The organism is Streptococcus sp. SCPM-O-B-15304 (M98) (genome assembly GCF_058200215.1).
In genome coordinates, this window is record NZ_JBYQGQ010000020.1 from 1 (window position 1) to 22,816 (window position 22,816).

Sequence of the window (22,816 nt, forward strand, 5' to 3'; positions counted from 1 at the left end):
ATTAATGCGGTAGAATCTGCTAAGTTAGAGGTGCCAGAATACACAGGTGGTGTCAATGCAGTGGAATCCGCTAAGTTAGATTCTCCAGAATACACAGGTGGTGTCAATGCAGTGGAATCCGCTAAGTTAGAGGTGCCAGAATATACAGGTGGTGTGAATGCGGTAGAATCTGCTAAGTTAGAGGTGCCAGAATATACAGGTGGTGTCAATGCAGTGGAATCTGCTAAGTTAGAAGTTCCAGAGTATACAGGTGGTGTCAATGCGGTAGAATCTGCTAAGTTAGAAGTTCCAGAGTACACAGGTGGTGTCAATGGAGTAGAGGCCGCTAAGTTAGAGGTTCCAGAATACACAGGCGGTGTCAATGGGCTAGAAGCTGCGAGTACAGAAGTTCCAGCGTATGTAGGTGGTGTAAACAGTGCTGAAGCTGCTGTCCATGAGGTCTCAGAGTATAAGGGAGAACAGTCAATTGTGGTTCAGGCTATGGCACAAGATAAAACTTATCAAGCCCCTGCTGCTCGTCAGCAACTTCTTCCTGAAACAGGAAGTGAAGCTGTTGCTCCTCTTGCATCTCTAGGACTTGTAGGCATGCTCCTAGGTATGTTTGCCATGGGCAAGAAAAAAGAAGATCAATGAAATAGTTAAAATCAACGAAATTCATAGAGAAATTTGATCTTATATTAGAAAGAGTCGTGACTAGAACTAGTTACGGCCTTTTTGATCTAGATAAATCAGGAGTCAAATAGTTAATACTCTTCGAAAATCAAATTCAAACCACGTCAGCTTCGCCTTACCGTATATGTGTTACTGACTTCGTCAGTTCTATCCACAACCTCAAAACTGTGTTTTGAGCAGCCTGCGGCTAGCTTCCTAGTTTGCTCTTTGATTTTCATTGAGTATAAGTTTGAGATAAAGTTCATTAAAAAAACGATTCAACCGAATGAAGCAATTTTCTGTTTGAAAAAATCCAAAGTACCCGAAAGTAGTTTCAAATGTCTGAGTTTATGTTTCAAAAATTGAAAGTGAAATCTGTTCTATATTCATCTATCTTAAAATAGGGAAATTTATTATATAATGAGAATAAGATGAAATTTGAAAGGAGTAGGAGACTCTAGTTAACGATGGGTCGTTAAGTGAGAGAAAATTTGAAAGAGCGAGTGTAACCATTCGTGAAAAAGTAATTTTTGTTAGTTAGTCAGATGGCTAAAAATTTTAAGCAAAAAAGAAAGCGCTTTATTTTTAAAAATGAAAGGAAGAAAGATGAAGCATAATCAGTTGGAGAGAAAACAACGATACGGAATTCGCAAATTTACAGTAGGAGCCGCTTCAGTAGTGATTGGAGCAGTTGTTTTTGGTGCATCGCCGGTATTAGCACAAGAAGCAACAACTACCAATAAGGAGACGACAGAACTAGGAGTAGAGAAGGAACAGGCAGAAAAAGCAGTAGATACTGAAAAGAGTGCGACAGAGTCTAATGGGGTAGATACAGTCACACATGCATCTACAGAAGCACATACTGGAACAGAGACAACTGCAACGGCAGAAACAACTGCAACAGCAGAAACGGCAGAAGCAACTAGAGAAACCGAAAAAGATCCAGCTGCGCTTCCACGTGATTACTATGCTAGAGAGTTGGAAAATGTCAATACTGTTCTTGAAAAGGAAGATGTAGAGACTAATGCTGCAAATAGCAATAGAATTGATCTGACAGAGCAATTGGAAAAACTGAAACAGCTTCAAAATGCGACCATTCATATGGAGTTCAAACCAGATGCTTCTGCACCAGCATTTTACAACCTTTTCTCAGTCTCAAGTGATACGGTTCGAAATGAATATTTCACCATGGCTGTTTACAACAATGTTGCCTTGATTGAGGGCCGCGATCAAAACGGCGATCAATTTTATGATAGATACACAGACGCACCATTAACTGTCAAACCAGGTCAGTGGAACTCAGTAACCTTTACAGTTGAAAGACCAAGTGCAGATTCTCCAGATGGGCAAGTTCGTCTCTATGTAAACGGAGTTTTGTCACGAACAAGTAAGAAATCAGGACGCTTTATCAAAGATATGCCTGATGTGAATCATATGCAAATTGGTTCCACAAATCGTGCAGGAAGTATGGTTTGGGGGGCAGGTTTACAAGTTCGTAATCTAACTGTTTACGATCGTGCCTTGAGTCCAGAAGAAGTTCAAAATCGTAGCTACCTCTTTGAAAGATCCGAATTAGAGAAAAAGCTTCCAGAAGGAGCTGAGATAACAGATAAAAAGGATGTTTTTGAAGCTGGTAAAAATGGGCAGTCAAATCCAGATGGTATTAATAGTTATCGTATTCCAGCCCTTCTTAAGACTGACAAGGGAACTTTGATTGCTGGAGCTGATGAACGTCGTTTGCACCACTATGACTGGGGCGATATCGGTATGGTCGTCAAACGAAGTGAAGATCATGGTCAAACATGGGGTGATCGTATCACACTTACGAATCTACGTGACAATCCAAAAGCTACTGATCCATCTGTTGGTTCACCAGTAAATATCGATATGGTTTTAGCCCAAGATACTGAAACCAAACGAATCTTTTCAGTCTATGATATGTTCCCAGAAGGAAAAGGTATCTTTGGGATGTCAGCTGAAAAAGAGGAAGCTTATAAAGAAATTGATGGGAAAACCTACCAAATTCTTTATCGTGAAGGAGAAAATGGAGCCTATACCATTCGTGAAAATGGTGTTGTCTACACACCAGATGGTCAGGCAACGGATTACCGTGTTGTTGTAAATCCTGTCAAGCCGGCTTATAGCGATAAAGGTGATCTTTATCAGGGTGAGCAACTGCTAGGAAATATCTACTTTACAAGCAATAAAACCTCTCCATTTAGAATTGCTAAAGACAGCTACCTGTGGATGTCTTACAGTGATGATGACGGTAAGACTTGGTCTGCGCCACAAGATATTACCCCAATGGTCAAAGCTGATTGGATGAAATTCTTAGGTGTGGGACCTGGAGTGGGCATTACCCTCCAGAATGGACCTCATAAAGGTCGAATCGTCGTTCCTGTCTATACGACGAATAGAACAAACCACCTCAATGGTTCTCAATCATCTCGTATCATCTACTCAGATGACCATGGTAAGACTTGGCATATGGGTGGCGGTGTCAATGATAACCGTACACTTTATGATGGTACAGTAGTTGATTCAAGCAACATGAACAATTATTACGCTCAAAATACGGAATCTTCTGTTGTTCAGTTGAACAATGGTCAGTTGAAACTCTTTATGCGTGGTTTGACTGGTGATTTGCAAGTTGCGACAAGTAATGATGGTGGTATTACATGGGACAACTATGTAGCACGCTATGATGTACCAGATGTCTATGTTCAAATGGCAGCGACTCATACGGTTCAAGATGGTAAGGAATATATCCTTCTAGCAAATGCCAATGGCCCAGGTCGTAAGAATGGTTACATTCGAGTGGCTCGCGTAGAAGAAGATGGCGAGTTGACTTGGCTGCATCATCATTTGATTCAAGAAGGGGAATATGCCTATAACTCACTTCAACAGATTGGACCAAAAGAATTTGGTCTCTTGTATGAACATCATGAAGCTGGTGGCAATCCTTATACTCTATCCTTCAAGAAATTCAACTGGGATTTCTTAACGAAGGAAAGAATTTCTCCTAAAGAAGCCAAAGTTAAAAATGTTATTGAAAAATGGCCAGGAATTCTTGCAGTAGAGTTTGATTCAGAAGTTTTGGTTAACAAAATTCCAACACTTCAGTTGGCAAATGGTAAAAAAGTAAACTTCATGACCCAGTATGATACTAAGACTCTTCTATTTACAATAGACAAGTCAGATCTTGGTCAAGAAATAACTGGACTTGCTTCTGGAGCAATCGAGAGTATGCACAATCTTCCAGTGAGTCTTGAAGGAGCAGGTATTCCTGGAGCTGCCAACGGTAGTGAAGCAGCTGTTCACGAAGTACCAGAATTCACAGGTGGTGTTAACGGTGTAGAAGCAGCTGTACATGAAGTACCAGAATTCGAAGGTGGGGTGAATGGTGAAGAAGCTGCTGTAACGGAGCTCCCAGAGTATACTGAACCTATTGGTACAGTAGGCGAAGAAGCAGCACCGATAGCTGAACTTCCAGAATTTACAGGTGGAGTCAATGGTAGTGAAGCAGCTGTACATGAAGTACCAGAATTCACAGGCGGAGTAAGCGCTGATAGTCCTGTAACTCCTGAAAAACCAGGATTTGTGGGTGGCGTTAATGGTCTTGAACCAGCGGTGCATGAAGTGCCAGCATTCACGGGCAGTGTGAAGAATGACATCGCACCGACAGAAAAACCAGGACTTACAGCTGGTACCAAAGGTTCAGAAGGAGCAGGACATAAAGATCCAGATCGCAAAGGTCAGCAGTCTATTGTATCACAGGCTATGTCACAAGATAAGACCTATCAAGCACCTGCAGTTCGTCAAGATGTTCTTCCTAAGACAGGAAACGAAGATGCCTCTGCCCTTGCATCAGTAGGACTTGTGGGGATGCTCCTTGGTATGTTTGCTTTGGGGAAGAGAAAAGAAGATTAGTCAAATAGTTGAAAGTGAAGGTTTCCTTAGTGAAACTAGATCTTAGTTAGAAAGGGTCGTAACGAAAATTTGTTACGGCCTTTTTTCTTTCATGTTTGCGAGAAAAAAGGGCTGGTTTCAAGATTTAAGAGGTGTTGGGATAGATTTTATGTCCCTGAAACTACTTTCAGAAGAAACTGTTGCATAAAATTGTTTTGAAACTCCAATCTATTCTAGCACAAGTTATTGAAAGCGCTTTAATAATAAGCTATAATAGTCACATAAACACAAAGGAAAAGAAAAGGAGGAAAGTAGATGCCACAAATTAGTAAAGAAGCCTTGATTGAACAAATCAAAGATGGAATCATCGTTTCTTGTCAGGCACTTCCTCATGAACCGCTCTACACAGAAGCGGGAGGAGTTATCCCCTTGTTGGTGAAAGCAGCTGAACAAGGTGGTGCAGTCGGTATCCGAGCAAACAGTGTTCGAGATATCAAGGAAATTAAAGAGGTCACTAAACTTCCGATTATCGGAATTATTAAACGTGATTATCCACCACAGGAACCATTCATCACAGCGACTATGAGAGAGGTAGATGAACTAGCAGCTCTTGACATCGAAGTCATTGCTCTTGACTGTACCAAACGTGAACGTCATGATGGCTTGGAGATCCAAGAATTTATCCGTCAGATCAAAGAAAAATATCCAAATCAACTCTTGATGGCTGACACAAGTACCTTTGAGGAAGGTCTAACAGCAGTTGAAGCGGGAATTGACTTTGTCGGAACAACCTTGTCAGGTTACACTTCTTACAGTCCAAAAGTGGATGGCCCAGACTTTGAACTCATCAAGAAACTCTGTGATGCAGGGGTGGACGTCATCGCTGAAGGAAAAATTCACACACCAGAACAAGCTAAGCAAATCCTAGGTTACGGAGTGCGAGGTATCGTAGTTGGTGGCGCTATTACTAGACCAAAAGAGATTACGGAACGATTTGTTGCGGGTCTTAAATAACACAATATAAAAAACGAGGAGAGTGGTTGATTAGTAGGAAAAAATGAAAACGTATACAAAGTTGACATTACTCATTATCCGATTCGGATACGCTTATCATCATTTAGGAGAATACAAATGAAATTTAAAAAACTAGCTTGTACAGTACTTGCGGGTGCTGCGGTTCTATCTCTTGCTGCTTGTGGCAAATCAGATGCTAACAAAGATGCTGCTAGCTCTGGTAGTGACAGTGGAAAAACTGAAATCACTTGGTGGGCATTCCCAGTCTTTACTCAAGAAAAAACTGGCGATGGTGTAGGAACTTATGAAAAATCTATCATCGAAGCTTTTGAAAAAGCAAATCCAGATGTTAAAGTTAAACTAGAAACAATCGACTTCAAATCTGGTCCAGAAAAAATCACAACAGCAATCGAAGCAGGAACTGCGCCAGACGTTCTCTTTGACGCACCAGGACGTATCATCCAATACGGTAAAAATGGTAAATTGGCTGAGTTGAACGACCTCTTTACAGATGAATTTGTTAAAGATGTCAACAACGAAAACATCATCCAAGCAAGTAAAGCTGGTGATAAAGCTTACATGTATCCAATCAGTTCTGCACCATTCTACATGGCTATGAACAAGAAAATGTTGGAAGATGCAGGAGTTGCAAACCTTGTAAAAGAAGGTTGGACAACTGATGACTTTGAAAAAGTTTTGAAAGCGCTTAAAGATAAAGGATATACACCAGGTTCATTGTTCAGTTCAGGTCAAGGGGGAGACCAAGGAACACGTGCCTTCATCGCTAACCTTTATGGCGGTTCTGTAACTGATAAAGAAGTAACTAAATATACAACTGACGATCCTAAATTCGTTAAAGGTCTTGAAAAAGCATCAAGCTGGATCAAAGATGGTTTGTTGAACAATGGTTCACAATTTGACGGTGGAGCAGACATCCAAAACTTTGCAAACGGTCAAACTTCTTACACAATCCTTTGGGCACCAGCTCAAAATGGTATCCAAGCTAAACTCTTGGAAGCAAGTAAAGTTGAAGTGGTAGAAGTACCATTCCCATCTGATTCAGGTAAACCAGCTCTTGAATACCTTGTAAACGGATTTGCAGTATTTAACAACAAAGACGAAAAGAAAGTCGCAGCAGCTAAGAAATTCATCCAATTCATCGCAGATGACAAAGAATGGGGTCCTAAAGACGTAGTTCGTACAGGTGCATTCCCAGTTCGTACTTCATTTGGAAAACTTTATGATGACAAACGTATGGAAACAATCGGTAGCTGGACTCAATACTACTCACCATATTACAACACAATCGACGGATTTGCTGAAATGAGAACACTTTGGTTCCCAATGTTGCAAGCTGTATCAAATGGTGACGAACAACCTGCTGCAGCATTGAAAGCATTCACTGAAAAAGCGAATGAAACAATCAAAAAAGCAGCTAAATAATAAGCCCTAAATAAAAACTGAGTTCCCCCCTTTTCCCTGAGCATATCTGTGTATGAAAAGGGGGACTTTTGTTTGAAATAGAAGCAACTGACAGGTCAAAATTAAAATGAAGTTTTTACATTGACGAATCTTAGAAAAATTTCATTTTGATTTTAGATCAGGGTCAGATAACAGTCAAAAAAACAAAACTATGTGAAAGTGAGGTGCCGACTGTGAAAATCAATAAAATTCGCATGCGGGAAACTATTATTTCCTACGCATTCCTAGCACCAGTATTAATCTTCTTTACCGTCTTCGTTTTAGCTCCAATGATCATGGGCTTCATCACAAGTTTCTTCAACTATTCGATGACTAGCTTTGAGTTTGTGGGCTTGGACAACTACATTCGTATGTTTAAAGACCCTGTCTTTACAAAATCTTTGATTAATACCGTAATCTTGGTTATCGGGTCTGTACCAGTCGTTGTACTCTTCTCGCTCTTTGTAGCATCACAAACTTACCAACAAAATGCCGTTGCTAGATCTTTCTACCGTTTCGTCTTCTTCCTTCCTGTAGTCACAGGTAGTGTTGCCGTAACAGTCGTTTGGAAATGGATTTACGATCCACTATCAGGTATTTTGAACTTCGTACTTAAGTCAAGTCATATCATCAGCCAAAACATTTCTTGGTTGGGAGATAAAAACTGGGCTTTGATGGCGATTATGATTATCCTTTTGACAACATCAGTTGGTCAACCAATCATTCTTTACATCGCTGCAATGGGTAATATTGATAACTCACTTGTAGAAGCAGCTCGTGTTGACGGTGCGACTGAGTTCCAAGTATTCTGGAAGATTAAATGGCCAAGCCTACTTCCAACAACTCTTTATATCGCAATCATCACAACCATCAACTCATTCCAATGTTTCGCCTTGATTCAGTTGTTGACATCTGGTGGTCCAAACTACTCAACAAGTACACTTATGTACTACCTCTACGAAAAAGCCTTCCAATTGACTGAATATGGCTATGCCAATACTATTGGTGTATTCTTGGCAGTTATGATTGCCCTTGTCAGCTTCGCTCAATTCAAGATCCTCGGAAACGATGTAGAATACTAAGGAAAGGAGACAGCTATGCAACCTACACAACAAAAGAAACCATTAACAGCCTTTACTGTTATTTCAACAATCATTTTGCTCTTGTTGACTGTACTGTTTATCTTCCCATTCTACTGGATCTTGACAGGTGCATTCAAATCACAACCAGATACCATTATGATTCCACCACAATGGTTCCCTAAAGCTCCAACCATGGAGAACTTCCAACAATTGATGGTGCAAAATCCAGCCTTGCAATGGATGTGGAACTCAGTCTTCATTTCCTTGGTAACCATGTTCTTGGTTTGTGCAACCTCTTCACTAGCAGGTTATGTATTGGCTAAGAAACGTTTCTATGGACAACGCATTCTCTTTGCAATCTTTATCGCTGCCATGGCTCTTCCAAAACAAGTTGTCCTTGTACCATTGGTACGTATCGTCAACTTCATGGGAATCCATGACACTCTTTGGGCAGTTATCTTACCTTTGATCGGATGGCCATTTGGGGTCTTCCTTATGAAACAGTTCAGTGAGAACATTCCGACAGAATTGCTCGAATCTGCTAAAATCGATGGATGCGGCGAGATTCGTACTTTCTGGAGCGTAGCCTTCCCTATTGTGAAACCAGGATTTGCAGCTCTTGCAATCTTTACCTTCATCAATACTTGGAATGACTACTTCATGCAATTGGTAATGTTGACTTCACGTCAAAACTTGACCATCTCACTCGGGGTTGCGACTATGCAGGCCGAGATGGCAACTAACTACGGTTTGATCATGGCAGGTGCTGCCCTTGCAGCTGTGCCAATCGTAACAGTCTTCCTTGTCTTCCAAAAATCCTTCACTCAAGGGATTACTATGGGAGCTGTCAAAGGATAGTACTCTGCGAAAATTGAATATAGTACAAATTGTTTATCAGTATGCAGCAGCATAGTTGATAGACTAAGAGAATACAGGATATATAAGTGTCTACAAAATGGAGAGGAGTTGCTTACTTCATGAAGTTTTGTTAGACACTTATAAACTTACTGGCTAGACATCTTATGTCTGAAGGTAACAATCAGGTAAAGGAAATTACTATGATTTTTGATGATTTAAAAAACATTAGCTTTTACAAGGGAATTCACCCAAATCTGGACAAGGCTATTGATTATCTCTATGAGCATCGTAAAGATACTTTTGAATTAGGTAAATACGAGATTGATGGAGATAAGGTCTTTCTAGTTGTGCAAGAAAATGTTCTTAACCAAGAAGAAAATGATCGTTTTGAGCGTCATAAAAAATATGCAGATTTGCATTTGTTAGTTGAAGGACATGAGTACTCTAGCTATGGTTCTCGCGTTAAAGATGAGGCTGTAGCCTTTGATGAAGCCAGCGATATTGGCTTTGTCCATTGTCATGAACAATACCCACTCTTGTTGGGTTATCACAATTTTGCAGTCTTTTTCCCAGGTGAACCTCACCAGCCTAACGGTTATGCAGGTATGGAAGATACAGTTCGCAAATATTTATTTAAAATTTTAATCGATTAGTCAGTTAGGAGGAGCAAACAATGGCACATAAAGGATCTGGATTGATAAAAGCAGCATTCGATACGGATAACTTTCTTATGCGATTTTGTGAGAAGGTTTTAGATATCGTGACGGTTAACCTACTCTTTGTTGTGTCTTGTTTGCCTATTGTGACAATCGGAGTAGCAAAAATCAGTCTCTATCAGACAATCTTCGAAGTTAAGAGTAGTCGTCGTGTTCCTGTTTTTAAAACGTATATTAGAGCCTTTAAGCAAAATTTGAAATTAGGTCTCCAGTTAGGTTTGTTGGAACTAGGAATTTTTCTGATTAGCGTAGTTGACTTGTCTCTATTCTGGGGGCAAACAGGTCTAGGCTTCCAGCTCATTAAAGCCATTTGCTTGGGAATTCTGATATTTTTAACTCTAGTTATGTTGGCTAGCTATCCAATTGCAGCACGCTATGACTTAACTTGGAAAGAAGTTCTTCAAAAGGGCTTGCTCTTAGTTAGCTTTAACTTCGTGTGGTTCTTCTTGATGCTTGCGATTATTTTATTAATCATGATGATTCTCTATCTATCAGGCTTTACTCTAGTACTCGGTGGATCAGCATTTCTACTCTTTGGCTTTGGTCTTCTTGCCTTTTGCCAAGCTGGATTAATGGAAAAATTGTTTGCTAAATATCAAGCAGATTGAAAATGATATGAAACTACTTTCAAGCATGAAAAGCTACGAGAGATGAATAGAAATTAAAATCTAAGTGGCTGAGATGTATTGAAAGCGCTTTTCACAAGGTGTATACTAAAATAGTAAAAAATCATCTGCCCAGAGCAGAAAATAAGAAATCTTAGGAGAAATCTATGTCAGATTTAAAAAAATATGAAGGTGTTATTCCTGCCTTCTACGCATGTTATGATGATGCGGGCGAAGTAAGCTCAGAACGTACTCGTGCTTTGGTGCAATACTTTATTGATAAAGGTGTTCAAGGACTTTATGTCAACGGTTCTTCAGGTGAATGTATCTACCAAAGTGTAGAAGACCGTAAATTGATCTTGGAAGAAGTCATGGCAGTTGCTAAAGGTAAATTGACAATCATTGCTCACGTGGCTTGCAACAATACTAAAGACAGTATCGAACTTGCTCGTCATGCAGAAAGCTTGGGTGTTGATGCTATCGCAACAATCCCACCAATTTACTTCCGTTTGCCTGAATACTCAGTAGCCAAATACTGGAACGACATCAGTGCAGCAGCACCAAACACAGACTATGTTATCTATAACATTCCTCAATTGGCAGGTGTTGCTTTGACTCCAAGTCTTTACACAGAAATGTTGAAGAACCCACGTGTTATCGGTGTTAAAAACTCTTCAATGCCAGTTCAAGATATCCAAACTTTTGTTAGTCTTGGTGGTGATGATCATATCGTCTTTAACGGTCCAGATGAACAATTCCTAGGTGGACGTCTCATGGGTGCAAAAGCTGGTATCGGTGGTACTTATGGTGCTATGCCAGAACTCTTCTTGAAACTCAACCAATTGATTGCAGACAAAGACCTAGAAACAGCGCGTGAATTGCAATATGCTATCAACGCTATCATTGGTAAATTGACTGCTGCGCATGGAAACATGTATGGCGTTATCAAAGAAGTCTTGAAAATCAATGAAGGACTTAATATCGGATCAGTTCGTTCTCCACTTACACCAGTGACCGAAGAAGATCGTCCAGTTGTAGAAGCAGCTGCGGCATTGATTCGTGAAACTAAGGAGCGTTTCCTCTAATCAATAGGAGGCTTTATGACTAATTACGTTGCAATTGATGTTGGTGGAACTAATATCAAATATGGTTTAATTGATCAGGATGGACAACTTGTAGAGTCTCACGAAGTAGCGACTGAGGCGCATAAGGGTGGTCCACACATCTTACAAAAGACAAAAGATATCGTCGCTAGCTATCTAGAAAAAGGACCAGTGTCAGGTGTAGCCATTTCCTCTGCGGGAATGGTTGATCCTGATAAGGGTGAGATTTTCTATGCTGGTCCACAAATTCCAAACTATGCAGGAACTCAATTTAAAAAGGAAATTGAAGAAAGCTTTAACATTCCTTGTGAAATTGAGAATGATGTCAACTGCGCAGGGCTAGCAGAAGCGGTTTCTGGATCTGGAAAAGGTGCAGGAATAACGCTTTGTTTGACCATCGGAACAGGTATCGGTGGTTGTTTAATCATTGATGGCCAGATTTTCCATGGATTTAGTAATTCTGCCTGTGAAGTTGGCTATATGCATATGCAGGATGGGGCTTTCCAAGATTTAGCTTCTACAACTGCCTTGGTTGAGTATGTAGCCAAGGCTCATGATGAGGAAGTGGCTCATTGGAATGGTCGCAGAATTTTCAAAGAAGCTACAGAAGGCAATAAACTCTGTATGGAGGGCATTGACCGTATGGTAGACTATCTTGGGAAAGGTCTTGCTAACATCTGTTATGTTGCCAATCCAGAGGTTGTTATACTAGGTGGTGGTATTATGGGGCAAGAAGCGATTTTGAAACCGAAAATTCGTACAGCTCTGAAAGATGCGCTTGTTCCGAGCTTAGCGGAAAAAACAAGATTAGAATTTGCGCGTCATCAAAATACTGCAGGTATGCTTGGAGCCTACTATCACTTCAAAACAAAACAATCCTAAGTTGGCCTTGCCAATTTAGGATTTTTTAGTCATAAATAGTAAAATAATCATTTAGTAAAAATCTAGTTAAAGCTTTGAAAACCCTTGCATTTTTTAATATAACATAGTATATTTATAATAATGCGAAAACTCTAGAAAAATTCTTGCTAATGGAAGCATTATTTTATTTTTTAAAAATGTAAGCGATTTCTACAAAAGAACTTACCAAAAAATAAATAGCTTAGGAGCAGAGTTTTAAGCTAGGGAATCAAACAAAAAATGTCGCCAGATAACACTGGGCTCGGGTAGTAGCTGACTGCTCTAGAAGATTAGGAGTATTTGATGAAACAATATTTTTTAGAAAAAGGTCGAATATTTAGTATTCGTAAACTGACTGTTGGTGTTGCTTCTGTAGCAGTCGGTCTTGCTTTTTTTGCATCTGGTAATGTTGCGGCTAGTGAACTTGTGACAGAACCAAAACTTGAAGTAGATAGTCAAGCAAAAGAAGTGGCAGATGTAGATCATGAAAAAGAAGAAGCAGTTAAAGAAGAAGTAACTGAAAAAACAGAACCTGCTGTCGAGAAAGTGGCAGAGGAAGGGAAAACTGCTGAAGTGGCTGGCGATTTACTCCCTGAAGAAATCCCTGACCGTGCCTATCCTGATACTCCAGTGAAAAAAGTGGATACTGCAGCTATTGTATCAGAAAAAGATAGTCCACAAGTAGAGACTGAAAGTATCTTAAAAGCGAAGGAAGAAACTCCATCTGAAGCTGGAAAAGAAAACAGAGCCATTATCAATGGTGGACAAGACCTTAAGCGCATCAATTATGAAGGTCAACCAGCAACATCTGCTACTATGGTTTATTCAATCTTTAGCTCACCTTTGGCCAATGGAGGTAGTCAGCGATACCTTAACTCAGGTTCGGGTATCTTTGTTGCTCCTAATGTCATCTTGACAGTGGCCCACAACTTCTTGGTCAAGGATGCGGATACTAATGCTGGTTCTATCCGTGGTGGTGATACGGCTAAGTTCTACTACAATGTAGGTTCAAATACTGCTAAGAATAATTCTTTACCAACTTCAGGGAACACTATTTTGTTCAAGGAAAAGGATATTCATTTCTGGAATAAAGAAAAATTTGGTGAAGGCTATAAGAATGACTTAGCCTTGGTTGTAGCTCCAGTTCCACTTTCAATTGCAAGTCCAAATAAGGCGGCTACCTTTACTCCTCTAGCAGAGCATCGGGAATACAAAGCTGGAGAACCAGTGAGCACAATTGGTTATCCTACAGATTCAACTTCTCCAGAATTGAAGGAACCAATTGTTCCTGGTCAATTGTATAAGGCAGACGGTGTCGTTAGAGATACTGAAAAGTACGATGAAAATGGAGCTGTAGGTGTTACCTATCGTTTGACTTCTGTTTCTGGTCTTTCTGGTGGTGGAATTATTAACGGTGATGGTAAGGTCATTGGGATCCACCAACGTGGTACTGTTGATAATGCGAACATTGCTGAAAAAGATCGCTTTGGAGGAGGGCTTGTCCTCTCACCAGAACAATTGGCATGGGTCAAAGAAATCATTGATAAATACGGTGTTAAAGGCTGGTATCAAGGCGATAACGGCAATCGGTATTACTTTACTCCAGAGGGAGAAATGCTTCGAAATAAGACAGCTGTTATCGGTGAAAACAAATATTCTTTCGATGAAAGTGGTGTAGCGACTCTTCTTGAAGGTGTTGATTATGGACGAGTTGTTGTCGAACACCTAGACCAAAATGATAATCCAGTCAAAGAAAACGATACTTTTGTTGAAAAGACGGAAGTTGGAACTCAGTTCGACTATAACTATAAAACAGAAATTGAAAAGACTGACTTCTTCAAGAAGAATAAAGAAAAATATGAGATTGTATCGATTGATGGCAAAGCTGTCAATAAACAGCTAAAAGATGCTTGGGAAGATGATTATAGCGTTGTGAGCAAGGCTCCTGCAGGAACTCGTGTCATCAAGGTGGTTTATAAGGTCAATAAAGGTTCCTTTGACGTTCATTATCGTTTGAAAGGTACAGACCAAGAATTAGCAACTGCAACTGTGGATAATAACGATGGTAAAGAATACGATGTTTCCTTTGTTCACAGATTCCAAGCTAAAGAAATTACAGGCTACCGTGCAGTAAATGCAAGCCAAGAAGCAACAATCCAACATAAAGGAGTGAACCAAGTTATTTTTGAATACGAAAAAATTGAAGATCCAAAACCAGTAACTCCTGCAACTCCAGTAGTGGATCCAAAAGACGAAGAAACAGAAATTGGAAATTATGGACCACTTCCAAGCAAGGCTCAGTTGGACTACCACAAGGAAGAATTGGCTGCCTTTATCCACTATGGTATGAATACTTATACCAACTCTGAGTGGGGAAATGGTAGAGAAAATCCTCAAAACTTTAACCCAACTAACCTTGATACAGACCAGTGGATTAAGACTTTGAAGGATGCCGGGTTCAAACGAACAATCATGGTTGTCAAACACCACGACGGTTTTGTGATTTATCCATCTAAATATACAGACCATACGGTGGCTGCAAGTCCATGGAAAGATGGTAAGGGTGACCTTCTCGAAGAAATCTCTAAATCAGCGACTAAGTATGACATGAATATGGGTGTTTACCTATCACCATGGGATGCTAATAACCCTAAATATCATGTTTCAACTGAAAAAGAGTATAACGAATACTATCTCAACCAACTCAAGGAAATCCTTGGAAATCCTAAATACGGAAACAATGGTAAATTTATCGAAGTCTGGATGGACGGTGCGCGTGGTAGTGGAGCTCAAAAAGTAACCTACACCTTTGACGAATGGTTCAAGTACATCAAGGAAGCTGAAGGAGATATCGCTATCTTCTCTGCACAACCGACAAGTGTCCGTTGGATCGGTAATGAACGTGGTATCGCTGGAGATCCAGTTTGGCATAAGGTTAAGAAAGCTAAAATCACTGACGATGTGAAGAATGAATATCTCAACCATGGAGACCCAGAAGGAGATATGTACTCTGTCGGTGAAGCAGACGTTTCTATCCGTTCAGGTTGGTTCTACCATGATAATCAACAACCAAAATCAATCAAAGATTTGATGGATATCTACTTCAAGTCTGTTGGTCGTGGAACACCGCTTCTTCTCAATATTCCACCAAACAAAGAAGGTAAATTCGCAGATGCAGACGTGGCTCGCTTGCAAGAATTCCGAGCAACCTTGGACCAAATGTATGCGACTGACTTCGCAAAGGGAGCAACTGTAACGGCAAGCTCTACCCGTAAGAATCACTTGTATCAAGCAAGTAACCTAACCGATGGTAAGGATGATACTAGTTGGGCATTGTCAAATGATGCGAAGACAGGTGAATTTACTGTCGATCTCGGTCAAAAGAGACGCTTTGACGTAGTCGAACTCAAAGAAGATATCGCTAAAGGTCAACGTATCTCTGGATTTAAGGTTGAAGTTGAGCTCAATGGTCGCTGGGTTCCATATGGAGAAGGTTCGACTGTTGGTTATCGTCGTCTTGTCCAAGGTCAACCTGTAGAAGCCCAAAAGATTCGTGTGACTATCACGAATTCACAAGCAACTCCTATTTTGACAAACTTCTCTGTTTATAAGACACCAAGTAGTATCGAAAAAACAGATGGCTATCCTCTAGGCTTGGATTACCATTCAAACACAACAGCTGACAAAGCAAATACAACCTGGTATGACGAATCTGAAGGCGTTCGTGGAACATCCATGTGGACCAATCAAAAAGATGCTAGCGTAACCTACCGTTTCAATGGAACTAAGGCTTATGTCGTATCTACAGTGGATCCAAATCACGGTGAAATGTCAGTTTATGTGGATGGTCAAAAGGTTGCAGACGTACAAACGAATAATGCAGCTCGTAAACGTAGCCAGATGGTTTATGAAACAGATGACTTGGCTCCAGGTGAACATACCATCAAACTCGTTAACAAAACTGGCAAAGCTATTGCAACTGAAGGTATCTACACGCTCAATAATGCTGGTAAAGGTATGTTTGAGTTGAAAGAAACTACCTATGAAGTTCAAAAAGGCCAACCAGTTACTGTAACCATTAAACGTGTTGGTGGTAGCAAAGGAGCTGCAACAGTCCATGTCGTGACTGAACCAGGAACAGGGGTTCACGGTAAGGTTTATAAGGATACAACAGCTGATTTGACCTTCCAAGAAGGTGAAACAGAAAAGACTTTGACAATTCCAACAATTGACTTTACGGAGCAAGCTGACTCTATCTTTGACTTCAAAGTGAAAATGACAAGCGCTTCAGACGAAGCTTTGCTTGGCTTTGCTTCAGAAGCAACGATTCGAGTGATGAAAGCTGAATTGCTTCAAAAAGATCAAGTCAGTCATGATGATCAGGCCAGTCAACTTGACTATAGCCCAGGTTGGCACCATGAAACCAATTCATCAGGTAAATACCAAAACACTGAGTCTTGGGCGTCATTTGGTCGTTTAACGGAAGAGCAGAAGAAAAATGCTAGCGTAACAGCCTACTTCTACGGTACAGGTCTCGAAATTAAAGGTTTTGTAGACCCAGGTCATGGTATCTACAAGGTGACGTTAGACGGTAGAAGAGTCGAGTATCAAGATGGCCTAGGTAATGCGTCTGAATACAACGGTAAGAAGTACTTCAGTGGTACAGCTGCCACACGTCAAGGTGATCAGACTCTCGTTCGTCTAACAGGACTTGAAGAAGGTTGGCATGCTGTAACCTTGCAATTGGATCCAAAACGTAATGATACTACGAAAAATATTGGTATCCAAGTTGACCAGTTTATCACGCATGGAGAAGATAGTGCTCTTTATACCAAAGAAGAGTTGCTTCAAGCTATGAAGAACTGGAAGGATGAATTGGATAAATTTGACCAAACAAGCTTGAAGAACACTCCAGAGGCACGTCAAGCCTTTAAGTCAAACTTGGACAAATTATCAGAGCAACTTTCAGCAAGTGATGCTAAACCACAAGAAGTTCTCAAAACAGCTACAGTCTTGCAAACGATCCTTGATAAGGAAGAAAACTACGGTGTCGAAGAAACACCAGCTCAACCAGAAGAGCCTAACTATGATAAGGCTATGGCAAGTCTAGCAGAGGCTATTCAAAACAAGACCAAAGAACTAGGTGATGATAAGGAAGCTAAGAAGAAACTAGTTGAGTTATCAGAGCAAGCTCTTACTGCTATTGAGGCAGCTAAGACTCAGGATGCGGTAGACAAAGCCTTGCAAGCAGCTCTAACTTCTATCAACCAACTTCAAGCGACTCCAAAAGAGGAACCAAAACCAGAGGAACCAGCCCAACCAGAAGAGCCTAAGATTGACTATGATAAGGCTATGGCAAGCTTGGCAGAAGCTATTCAAAACAAGAGCAAGGAACTAGGTAGCGATAAAGAAGCTAAGAAGAAACTAGTCGAGTTATCAGAGCAAGCAATCGCAGCGATCGAAGCAGCCAAGACTCAGGATGCGGTAGACAAAGCCTTGCAAGCAGCTCTAACTTCTATCAACCAACTTCAAGCGACTCCGAAAGAGGAACCAAAACCAGAGCAACCAGCACAGCCGGAAGAGCCTAAGATTGACTATGATAAGGCTATGGCAAGTTTGGCAGAAGCCATTCAAAACAAGAGCAAGGAACTAGGCAGCGATAAAGAAGCTAAGAAGAAACTAGTTGAGTTGTCAGAACAGGCTCTTACTGCTATCGAAGCAGCTAAAAGTCAGGATGCAGTTGATAAGGCCTTGCAAGCAGCTCTAACTTCTATCAACCAGCTTCAAGCAACTCCGAAAGAGGAAGAAAAACCAGAGCAACCAGTCCAACCAGAAGAGCCTAAGATTGACTATGATAAGGCAATGGCAAGCTTGGCAGAGGCTATTCAAAACAAGACTAAGGAATTAGGTAGCGATAAAGAAGCTAAGAAGAAACTAGTCGAGTTATCAGAGCAAGCCATCGCAGCGATCGAAGCAGCCAAGACTCAGGATGCGGTAGACAAAGCCTTGCAAGCAGCTCTAACTTCTATCAACCAACTTCAAGCGACTCCGAAAGAGGAAGTAAAACCAGAGCCACCAGCCCAACCAGAAGAGCCTAAGATTGACTATGATAAGGCCATGGCAAGTTTGGCAGAGGCTATTCAAAACAAGACTAAGGAGCTAGGTAGCGATAAAGAAGCTAAGAAGAAACTAGTTGAGTTGTCAGAACAGGCTCTTACTGCTATCGAAGCAGCTAAAACTCAGGATGCAGTCGATAAGGCCTTGCAAGCAGCTCTAACTTCTATCAACCAACTTCAAGCGACTCCAAAAGAGGAAGTAAAACATTCAAATCTTCCAACTGAAGGAGATAAGGTATTAGTTCAAACGCAACCAAGTCTTGAAGTAACGACAGAACAAATCGCCTTTAATACTGTTCATCGTGAGAATACCTTCTTAGCCAAAGGCAAGGAACAAGTTGTTTCAGAAGGTAAAGCAGGTCAAGTAACGACATATGTAGAAGTAGATGGAGATACACGTAAGACAGTTAAGGTTGAACGTGAAGAAGCTCAAGATCGTGTCATCGAAGTTGGTACTTTTGAAGGAACATCTGTGCCAGGTGATGGCGTTAAAAAATTGAGCTTTACTCAACCAAACCTTGAGGTAGTAGAAGAAGCTCTCAACTTCAAGACTGTTAAACGAGAAGATCCAACTCTGCCAGAAGGTGAAACTCGCGTAACTCAGGTAGGTCGCGCAGGCAAGGAACGTATCTTAACAGAAGTAGCACCAGATGGAAGCCGGACTGAAAAATTGCGTGAAGTTGTTGAAGTGGCGCAAGATGAGATTGTGCTAGTCGGAACTAAGAAAGAAGAATCAGGCAAAACAGAGGCAGCTATCCATGAAGTACCAGAGTTTACTGGTGGTGTGAATGGTTCAGAAGCAGCTATCCATGAAGTACCAGAGTTTACTGGTGGTGTGAATGGTTCTGAGGCAGCTATCCATGAAGTACCAGAGTTTACTGGTAGTGTGAATGGCTCTGAAGCAGCTGTCCACAGAGTTCCAAACTTTGAAGGAGGAGTTTCTGGTGGGGAAGCACCTATCCATCAAGTTCCAGGATTTAATGGTGGTGTAAATGGTTCAGAAGCAGCTATTCATGAAGTCGCTACACACAAGGATGAACAGTCGCATGTGGCTCAGGATATATCACCAGATAAGACTTATCAAGCACCTACAAATCGTCAAAATATTCTCCCTGAGACAGGCGCTAAAGAAACTGCTACCCTTGCAAGCTTAGGAGCTGTAGGAGCACTTCTTGGTCTAGCTGCAATGGGAAAGAAAAAAGAAGACGAATAGAATCTGTCAAACTCAAGAAAGACTGTTGAGGAAGTATAGATTTTATGGAACTTATTGCAGAATATTAAAGAAACTGCTGTAATAACTGTCCAAACTTTAGAGATTGAAACCAATAACTAATCTCAATTATAAAAAGCGAGCAAAACGAGTTTTCTGATAAACAGAAGCTGGTCTTGTTCGCTTTTTGGGGTCTTTGTCAACTGTAGTGGGGTGATGAAAGTTAAGATCTGTAGAGGTTGGGAATACTATGAATTCGCTTCGTAGTAATGAAGCTAGGTTCTGGAGGTGTGTAAATCTTCTAGAAGACCTATATTCAATTTGATGATACTAGAGAGCAAAAAAACTATTTGCAGAACGACAGATATGTGTTCATATGTTTTATATAAGAATCTTGAAATCTTGGATGGTATTTCGCCTATAATATCCTATTTTATTCTTAGGTTTTTTGTTCGTACCCTGTTTCATTCTTAGATAATGATTTTAAGTGTTATTAAGGTTAAATTTAAATAGCTTCATTTATATTTTTTATAGAAATTATCATATTTTTAATCAAAGTGATATATATATGATTCTTGTATCATCATATATTTTTTATAGTATTTTTGTCATTAAATATCATATTTCTTGCTTTTATACAGTAATAATGTATAATGAAAGTGAATATAATTAAAAAAGGAGACTGACATGTTTTTTAAACGTTCAAACGGAGAATTTCGTGAAACCGATCGAGTGACTCGATTCAAATTGATCAAGTCAGGTAAGAATTGGTTGCGTGCATCTACTTCAAACTTTGGGCTTCTAAAAGTGATTCGAGGTCAAGTCGAAGAAACTATCGTAGCCGAGGTACGTGAAGATGCTGCTTCAGTTAAGGGATTGACTAGTCGAGGTTTCATAAAAGGAATCGTAGTAGCAACAGCTGTCCTCGGTGCAACAACACTTGTAAATACAGGGTATGCTGATGAGCAAGGAAAGGACGCAGTTCCTACATCGGCTTTAGTAAGTTCAGCAGAAGTTGCAACAGGATCAGAATCATTAAGTGAGCAAGATTCTAAAGAGTCACCAGTAGTTGGCAACGAATCTGCCACAGAAGCAAAGGTAACAGCAGCAACTTCAACTGAGGTAGCTGAAGATGTTCCAGCGGTGGATGATAAAGCTGTCTTAGAACAAAATGCTTCTGAAGCAGCTTTGTTGACAAAAATTGCAGATAAATATGCGTCAAACCATCAAAATTCAGAGCAAAAAGCAGCAATCAGTGACGCAGTTGCTAAAGTTCAATCAGAATTATCAGCCGGAACTAATTTGACGGAAGCTACTGCTCAATCATACGCTGATCAACGTGCACGTTTGAGCAAGTCAGTAGATGATATGATGGCAACCTTGAAAGCCGCAGGTTTCAATGGAAATACAACTGTCAATGGTGCACCTGCAGTATCAGCACAACTGGATGCTATCTCAACTTCAAATACACTGACAGCAACATCTGTTTCTCCAAAAATGGATGAACCAAATGGAGCTTCAATTGAGGATCCAGCATGGAACAATGCAAATTATCAATTGGATCCAAATACAGATCGCTATACTTATTCAATCTGGGATCTTCAAAACTGGGCAGGTTCTGCAAATCAAGGTGGTGTTACCTATAACAATGGTGGCTACTATGTCACCTTCTCAGTAGACCGTTCTGCTGTAGGAACGACAAAGACGCCAACTGTTCATGCCCGTTTGGTAGAAAAAGCTACGGGCAAAGAAGTAGAAACTTTGGATATGACTGCCAAGTCAATTTACCAATTTAAGACTTTAGTGCAAGAAAATCCTACTTATGCACCTCAATTTGAATATACTTCTGGAGAAGCTTCACAAATTCTGGGAACATGGACTAACAACCGCGATGCTGGTCCTACTTTAGATGACAGATATAAACACCATATTCTTCAAGTTCGTGATACAGTTAAACCAGGAAATGTTGGAGAAACAAAACCGAATGTTCAAACGGTCATCCCAATTGAAAAAGTAACCCATACCACCCACTATAAGGTAGAGGGTACGAACGAGGAATTGGCTTCATACGCTCAAACGGGTATTGAAAGCCAAGCTTATCACGCCTCTAATCCGCGTACATTTGAAGGTTACGAATTCACACGGACTGATGCAGAAAAAGATATGAGCGGTTTCTTAGGTGGTGTTGGAGCTAAGTATCTAGAACTCCAAGGTGGGCGCGCTCACTACTATGTGAAACGTATTGTAGAACAAGTAGATAAAGATGGTACATCTGTTGTTAAATTGTATGCTTTAGATCCTTCGAAGGTGTCATCATATAGCCCGGCAACTGATGTAAATAATCTTAATTTAGATAACTATACACTATTGTATACCTCAGATCCTGTTAAGCCAGGAGGCAAGCCAACCCCTGCTGGAACAGCAACTGAACCAAGCGAGGTCGGATATGTTGACAGTAAGGATGGAAAATATCATCTTAAAGTAGCAACTTATACGGATAGTGGAAATGGGAATGTGCGCTTGAGTGGTTGGTACAATAAAGCTACAGGGGATGCCTTTACAGCCTCACCACAATTCTCAGCAGATGTCGATCCTGTTCGAAACAACGTTTCCAATATCATTGGTGGGAATACACCAGGAGATAAAGCTTCAGGCTATCCATCATTCTTTAACAACTACTCACTTCCTTCAGTTAAACAAATTTCTACCGATGTAACTCACTATTACCGTAAATCAGAAGTTAAAGGTAATGTTTATGTGCATTATCAAGATACAGAAGGTAAAACTATTAAGCCAGATGTAACCGATGAAAAAGATCAACCAGTTAATAAGGCCTACGATACAGTTGTAGACAATCGTCCGAACGAGATTACATTCGAAGGTAAGACTTACGAATTAGTCCCAGCTGGTAACTACACAGTAGGTGAAGTTGATGACCAAGGACATCTTACATCATCAGACCCAACAACAGGTGCAGTTGCCAAAGAGGATAAGAATGTAACCTACATCTACAAACTTAAAGAAAAGCCAAAAGGTGAAGTGGTTATCACTTATGTGGATGAGAAGGGTAAAGAGATTCAAAAACCTCGTCAAGACACACCAAACTCACCATATGATACACCATACGACACTACTGAGGAAGGTGAAAAACCAAACACAATCAAGAGTGAAGATGGTAAGACCTATAAGAT

At 40.5% G+C, this 22,816-nt stretch carries 12 protein-coding genes; all 12 read left to right on the plus strand.

Going from position 1 to position 22,816, the window contains the following annotated elements; all coding sequences use genetic code 11:
- Window positions 1-633, plus strand: a 633-nt coding sequence (locus AC3E7H_RS09590; RefSeq protein WP_490676473.1) for an SIALI-17 repeat-containing surface protein, incomplete at its 5' end; no start/stop codon positions are given.
- A gap of 624 nt (window positions 634-1,257) precedes the next feature.
- Window positions 1,258-4,581 (plus strand): SIALI-17 repeat-containing surface protein, encoded by a 3,324-nt coding sequence (locus AC3E7H_RS09595; protein WP_490676474.1) that lies wholly within the window; start codon window positions 1,258-1,260, stop codon window positions 4,579-4,581.
- Between the two features lie 294 nt (window positions 4,582-4,875).
- Window positions 4,876-5,574: an N-acetylmannosamine-6-phosphate 2-epimerase gene (locus AC3E7H_RS09600; protein ID WP_001135656.1), complete on the plus strand. Its 699-nt coding sequence runs from the start codon at window positions 4,876-4,878 to the stop codon at window positions 5,572-5,574.
- Window positions 5,575-5,691: 117 nt separating this feature from the next.
- Window positions 5,692-7,017: an ABC transporter substrate-binding protein gene (locus tag AC3E7H_RS09605; RefSeq protein ID WP_000669443.1), complete on the plus strand. Its 1,326-nt coding sequence runs from the start codon at window positions 5,692-5,694 to the stop codon at window positions 7,015-7,017.
- A 233-nt stretch (window positions 7,018-7,250) separates the two neighbouring features.
- Window positions 7,251-8,117 carry a carbohydrate ABC transporter permease gene (locus tag AC3E7H_RS09610; RefSeq protein WP_033587514.1) on the plus strand — a complete coding sequence of 289 codons (867 nt, stop codon included), beginning with the start codon at window positions 7,251-7,253 and terminating at the stop codon, window positions 8,115-8,117.
- A gap of 15 nt (window positions 8,118-8,132) precedes the next feature.
- Entirely contained in the window at window positions 8,133-8,975 is an 843-nt protein-coding gene (locus tag AC3E7H_RS09615) for a carbohydrate ABC transporter permease (protein ID WP_001183246.1), read from the plus strand.
- A 200-nt stretch (window positions 8,976-9,175) separates the two neighbouring features.
- A complete protein-coding gene (locus tag AC3E7H_RS09620) occupies window positions 9,176-9,628 on the plus strand; it encodes a NanQ anomerase/TabA/YiaL family protein (RefSeq protein WP_490676480.1) in 453 nt (150 codons plus the stop codon).
- 20 nt (window positions 9,629-9,648) lie between these two features.
- Window positions 9,649-10,299 (plus strand): YesL family protein, encoded by a 651-nt coding sequence (locus AC3E7H_RS09625; protein ID WP_490676475.1) that lies wholly within the window; start codon window positions 9,649-9,651, stop codon window positions 10,297-10,299.
- 164 nt (window positions 10,300-10,463) lie between these two features.
- The gene (locus AC3E7H_RS09630) at window positions 10,464-11,381 is read left to right on the plus strand and encodes a dihydrodipicolinate synthase family protein (RefSeq protein ID WP_490676477.1); all 918 of its coding nucleotides are present in this window, start codon (window positions 10,464-10,466) and stop codon (window positions 11,379-11,381) included.
- 15 nt (window positions 11,382-11,396) lie between these two features.
- Complete coding sequence (locus AC3E7H_RS09635; protein ID WP_049528956.1) at window positions 11,397-12,281, plus strand: ROK family protein; 885 nt, start codon at window positions 11,397-11,399, stop codon at window positions 12,279-12,281.
- Window positions 12,282-12,602: 321 nt separating this feature from the next.
- Entirely contained in the window at window positions 12,603-19,628 is a 7,026-nt protein-coding gene (locus tag AC3E7H_RS09640; RefSeq protein ID WP_490676478.1) for an SIALI-17 repeat-containing surface protein, read from the plus strand.
- Window positions 19,629-20,312: 684 nt separating this feature from the next.
- Window positions 20,313-22,816, plus strand: a 2,504-nt coding sequence (locus AC3E7H_RS09645) for an accessory Sec-dependent serine-rich glycoprotein adhesin (protein ID WP_490676479.1), incomplete at its 3' end; no start/stop codon positions are given.

Bases quoted from the DNA above. Each gene is read 5' to 3' on its own strand.
- AC3E7H_RS09595 (WP_490676474.1), top strand. From the start codon at position 1,258: ATGAAGCATAATCAGTTGGAGAGAAAACAACGATACGGAATTCGCAAA.
- AC3E7H_RS09600 (WP_001135656.1), top strand. From the start codon at position 4,876: ATGCCACAAATTAGTAAAGAAGCCTTGATTGAACAAATCAAAGATGGA.
- AC3E7H_RS09605 (WP_000669443.1), top strand. From the start codon at position 5,692: ATGAAATTTAAAAAACTAGCTTGTACAGTACTTGCGGGTGCTGCGGTT.
- AC3E7H_RS09610 (WP_033587514.1), top strand. From the start codon at position 7,251: ATGCGGGAAACTATTATTTCCTACGCATTCCTAGCACCAGTATTAATC.
- AC3E7H_RS09615 (WP_001183246.1), top strand. From the start codon at position 8,133: ATGCAACCTACACAACAAAAGAAACCATTAACAGCCTTTACTGTTATT.
- AC3E7H_RS09620 (WP_490676480.1), top strand. From the start codon at position 9,176: ATGATTTTTGATGATTTAAAAAACATTAGCTTTTACAAGGGAATTCAC.
- AC3E7H_RS09625 (WP_490676475.1), top strand. From the start codon at position 9,649: ATGGCACATAAAGGATCTGGATTGATAAAAGCAGCATTCGATACGGAT.
- AC3E7H_RS09630 (WP_490676477.1), top strand. From the start codon at position 10,464: ATGTCAGATTTAAAAAAATATGAAGGTGTTATTCCTGCCTTCTACGCA.
- AC3E7H_RS09635 (WP_049528956.1), top strand. From the start codon at position 11,397: ATGACTAATTACGTTGCAATTGATGTTGGTGGAACTAATATCAAATAT.
- AC3E7H_RS09640 (WP_490676478.1), top strand. From the start codon at position 12,603: ATGAAACAATATTTTTTAGAAAAAGGTCGAATATTTAGTATTCGTAAA.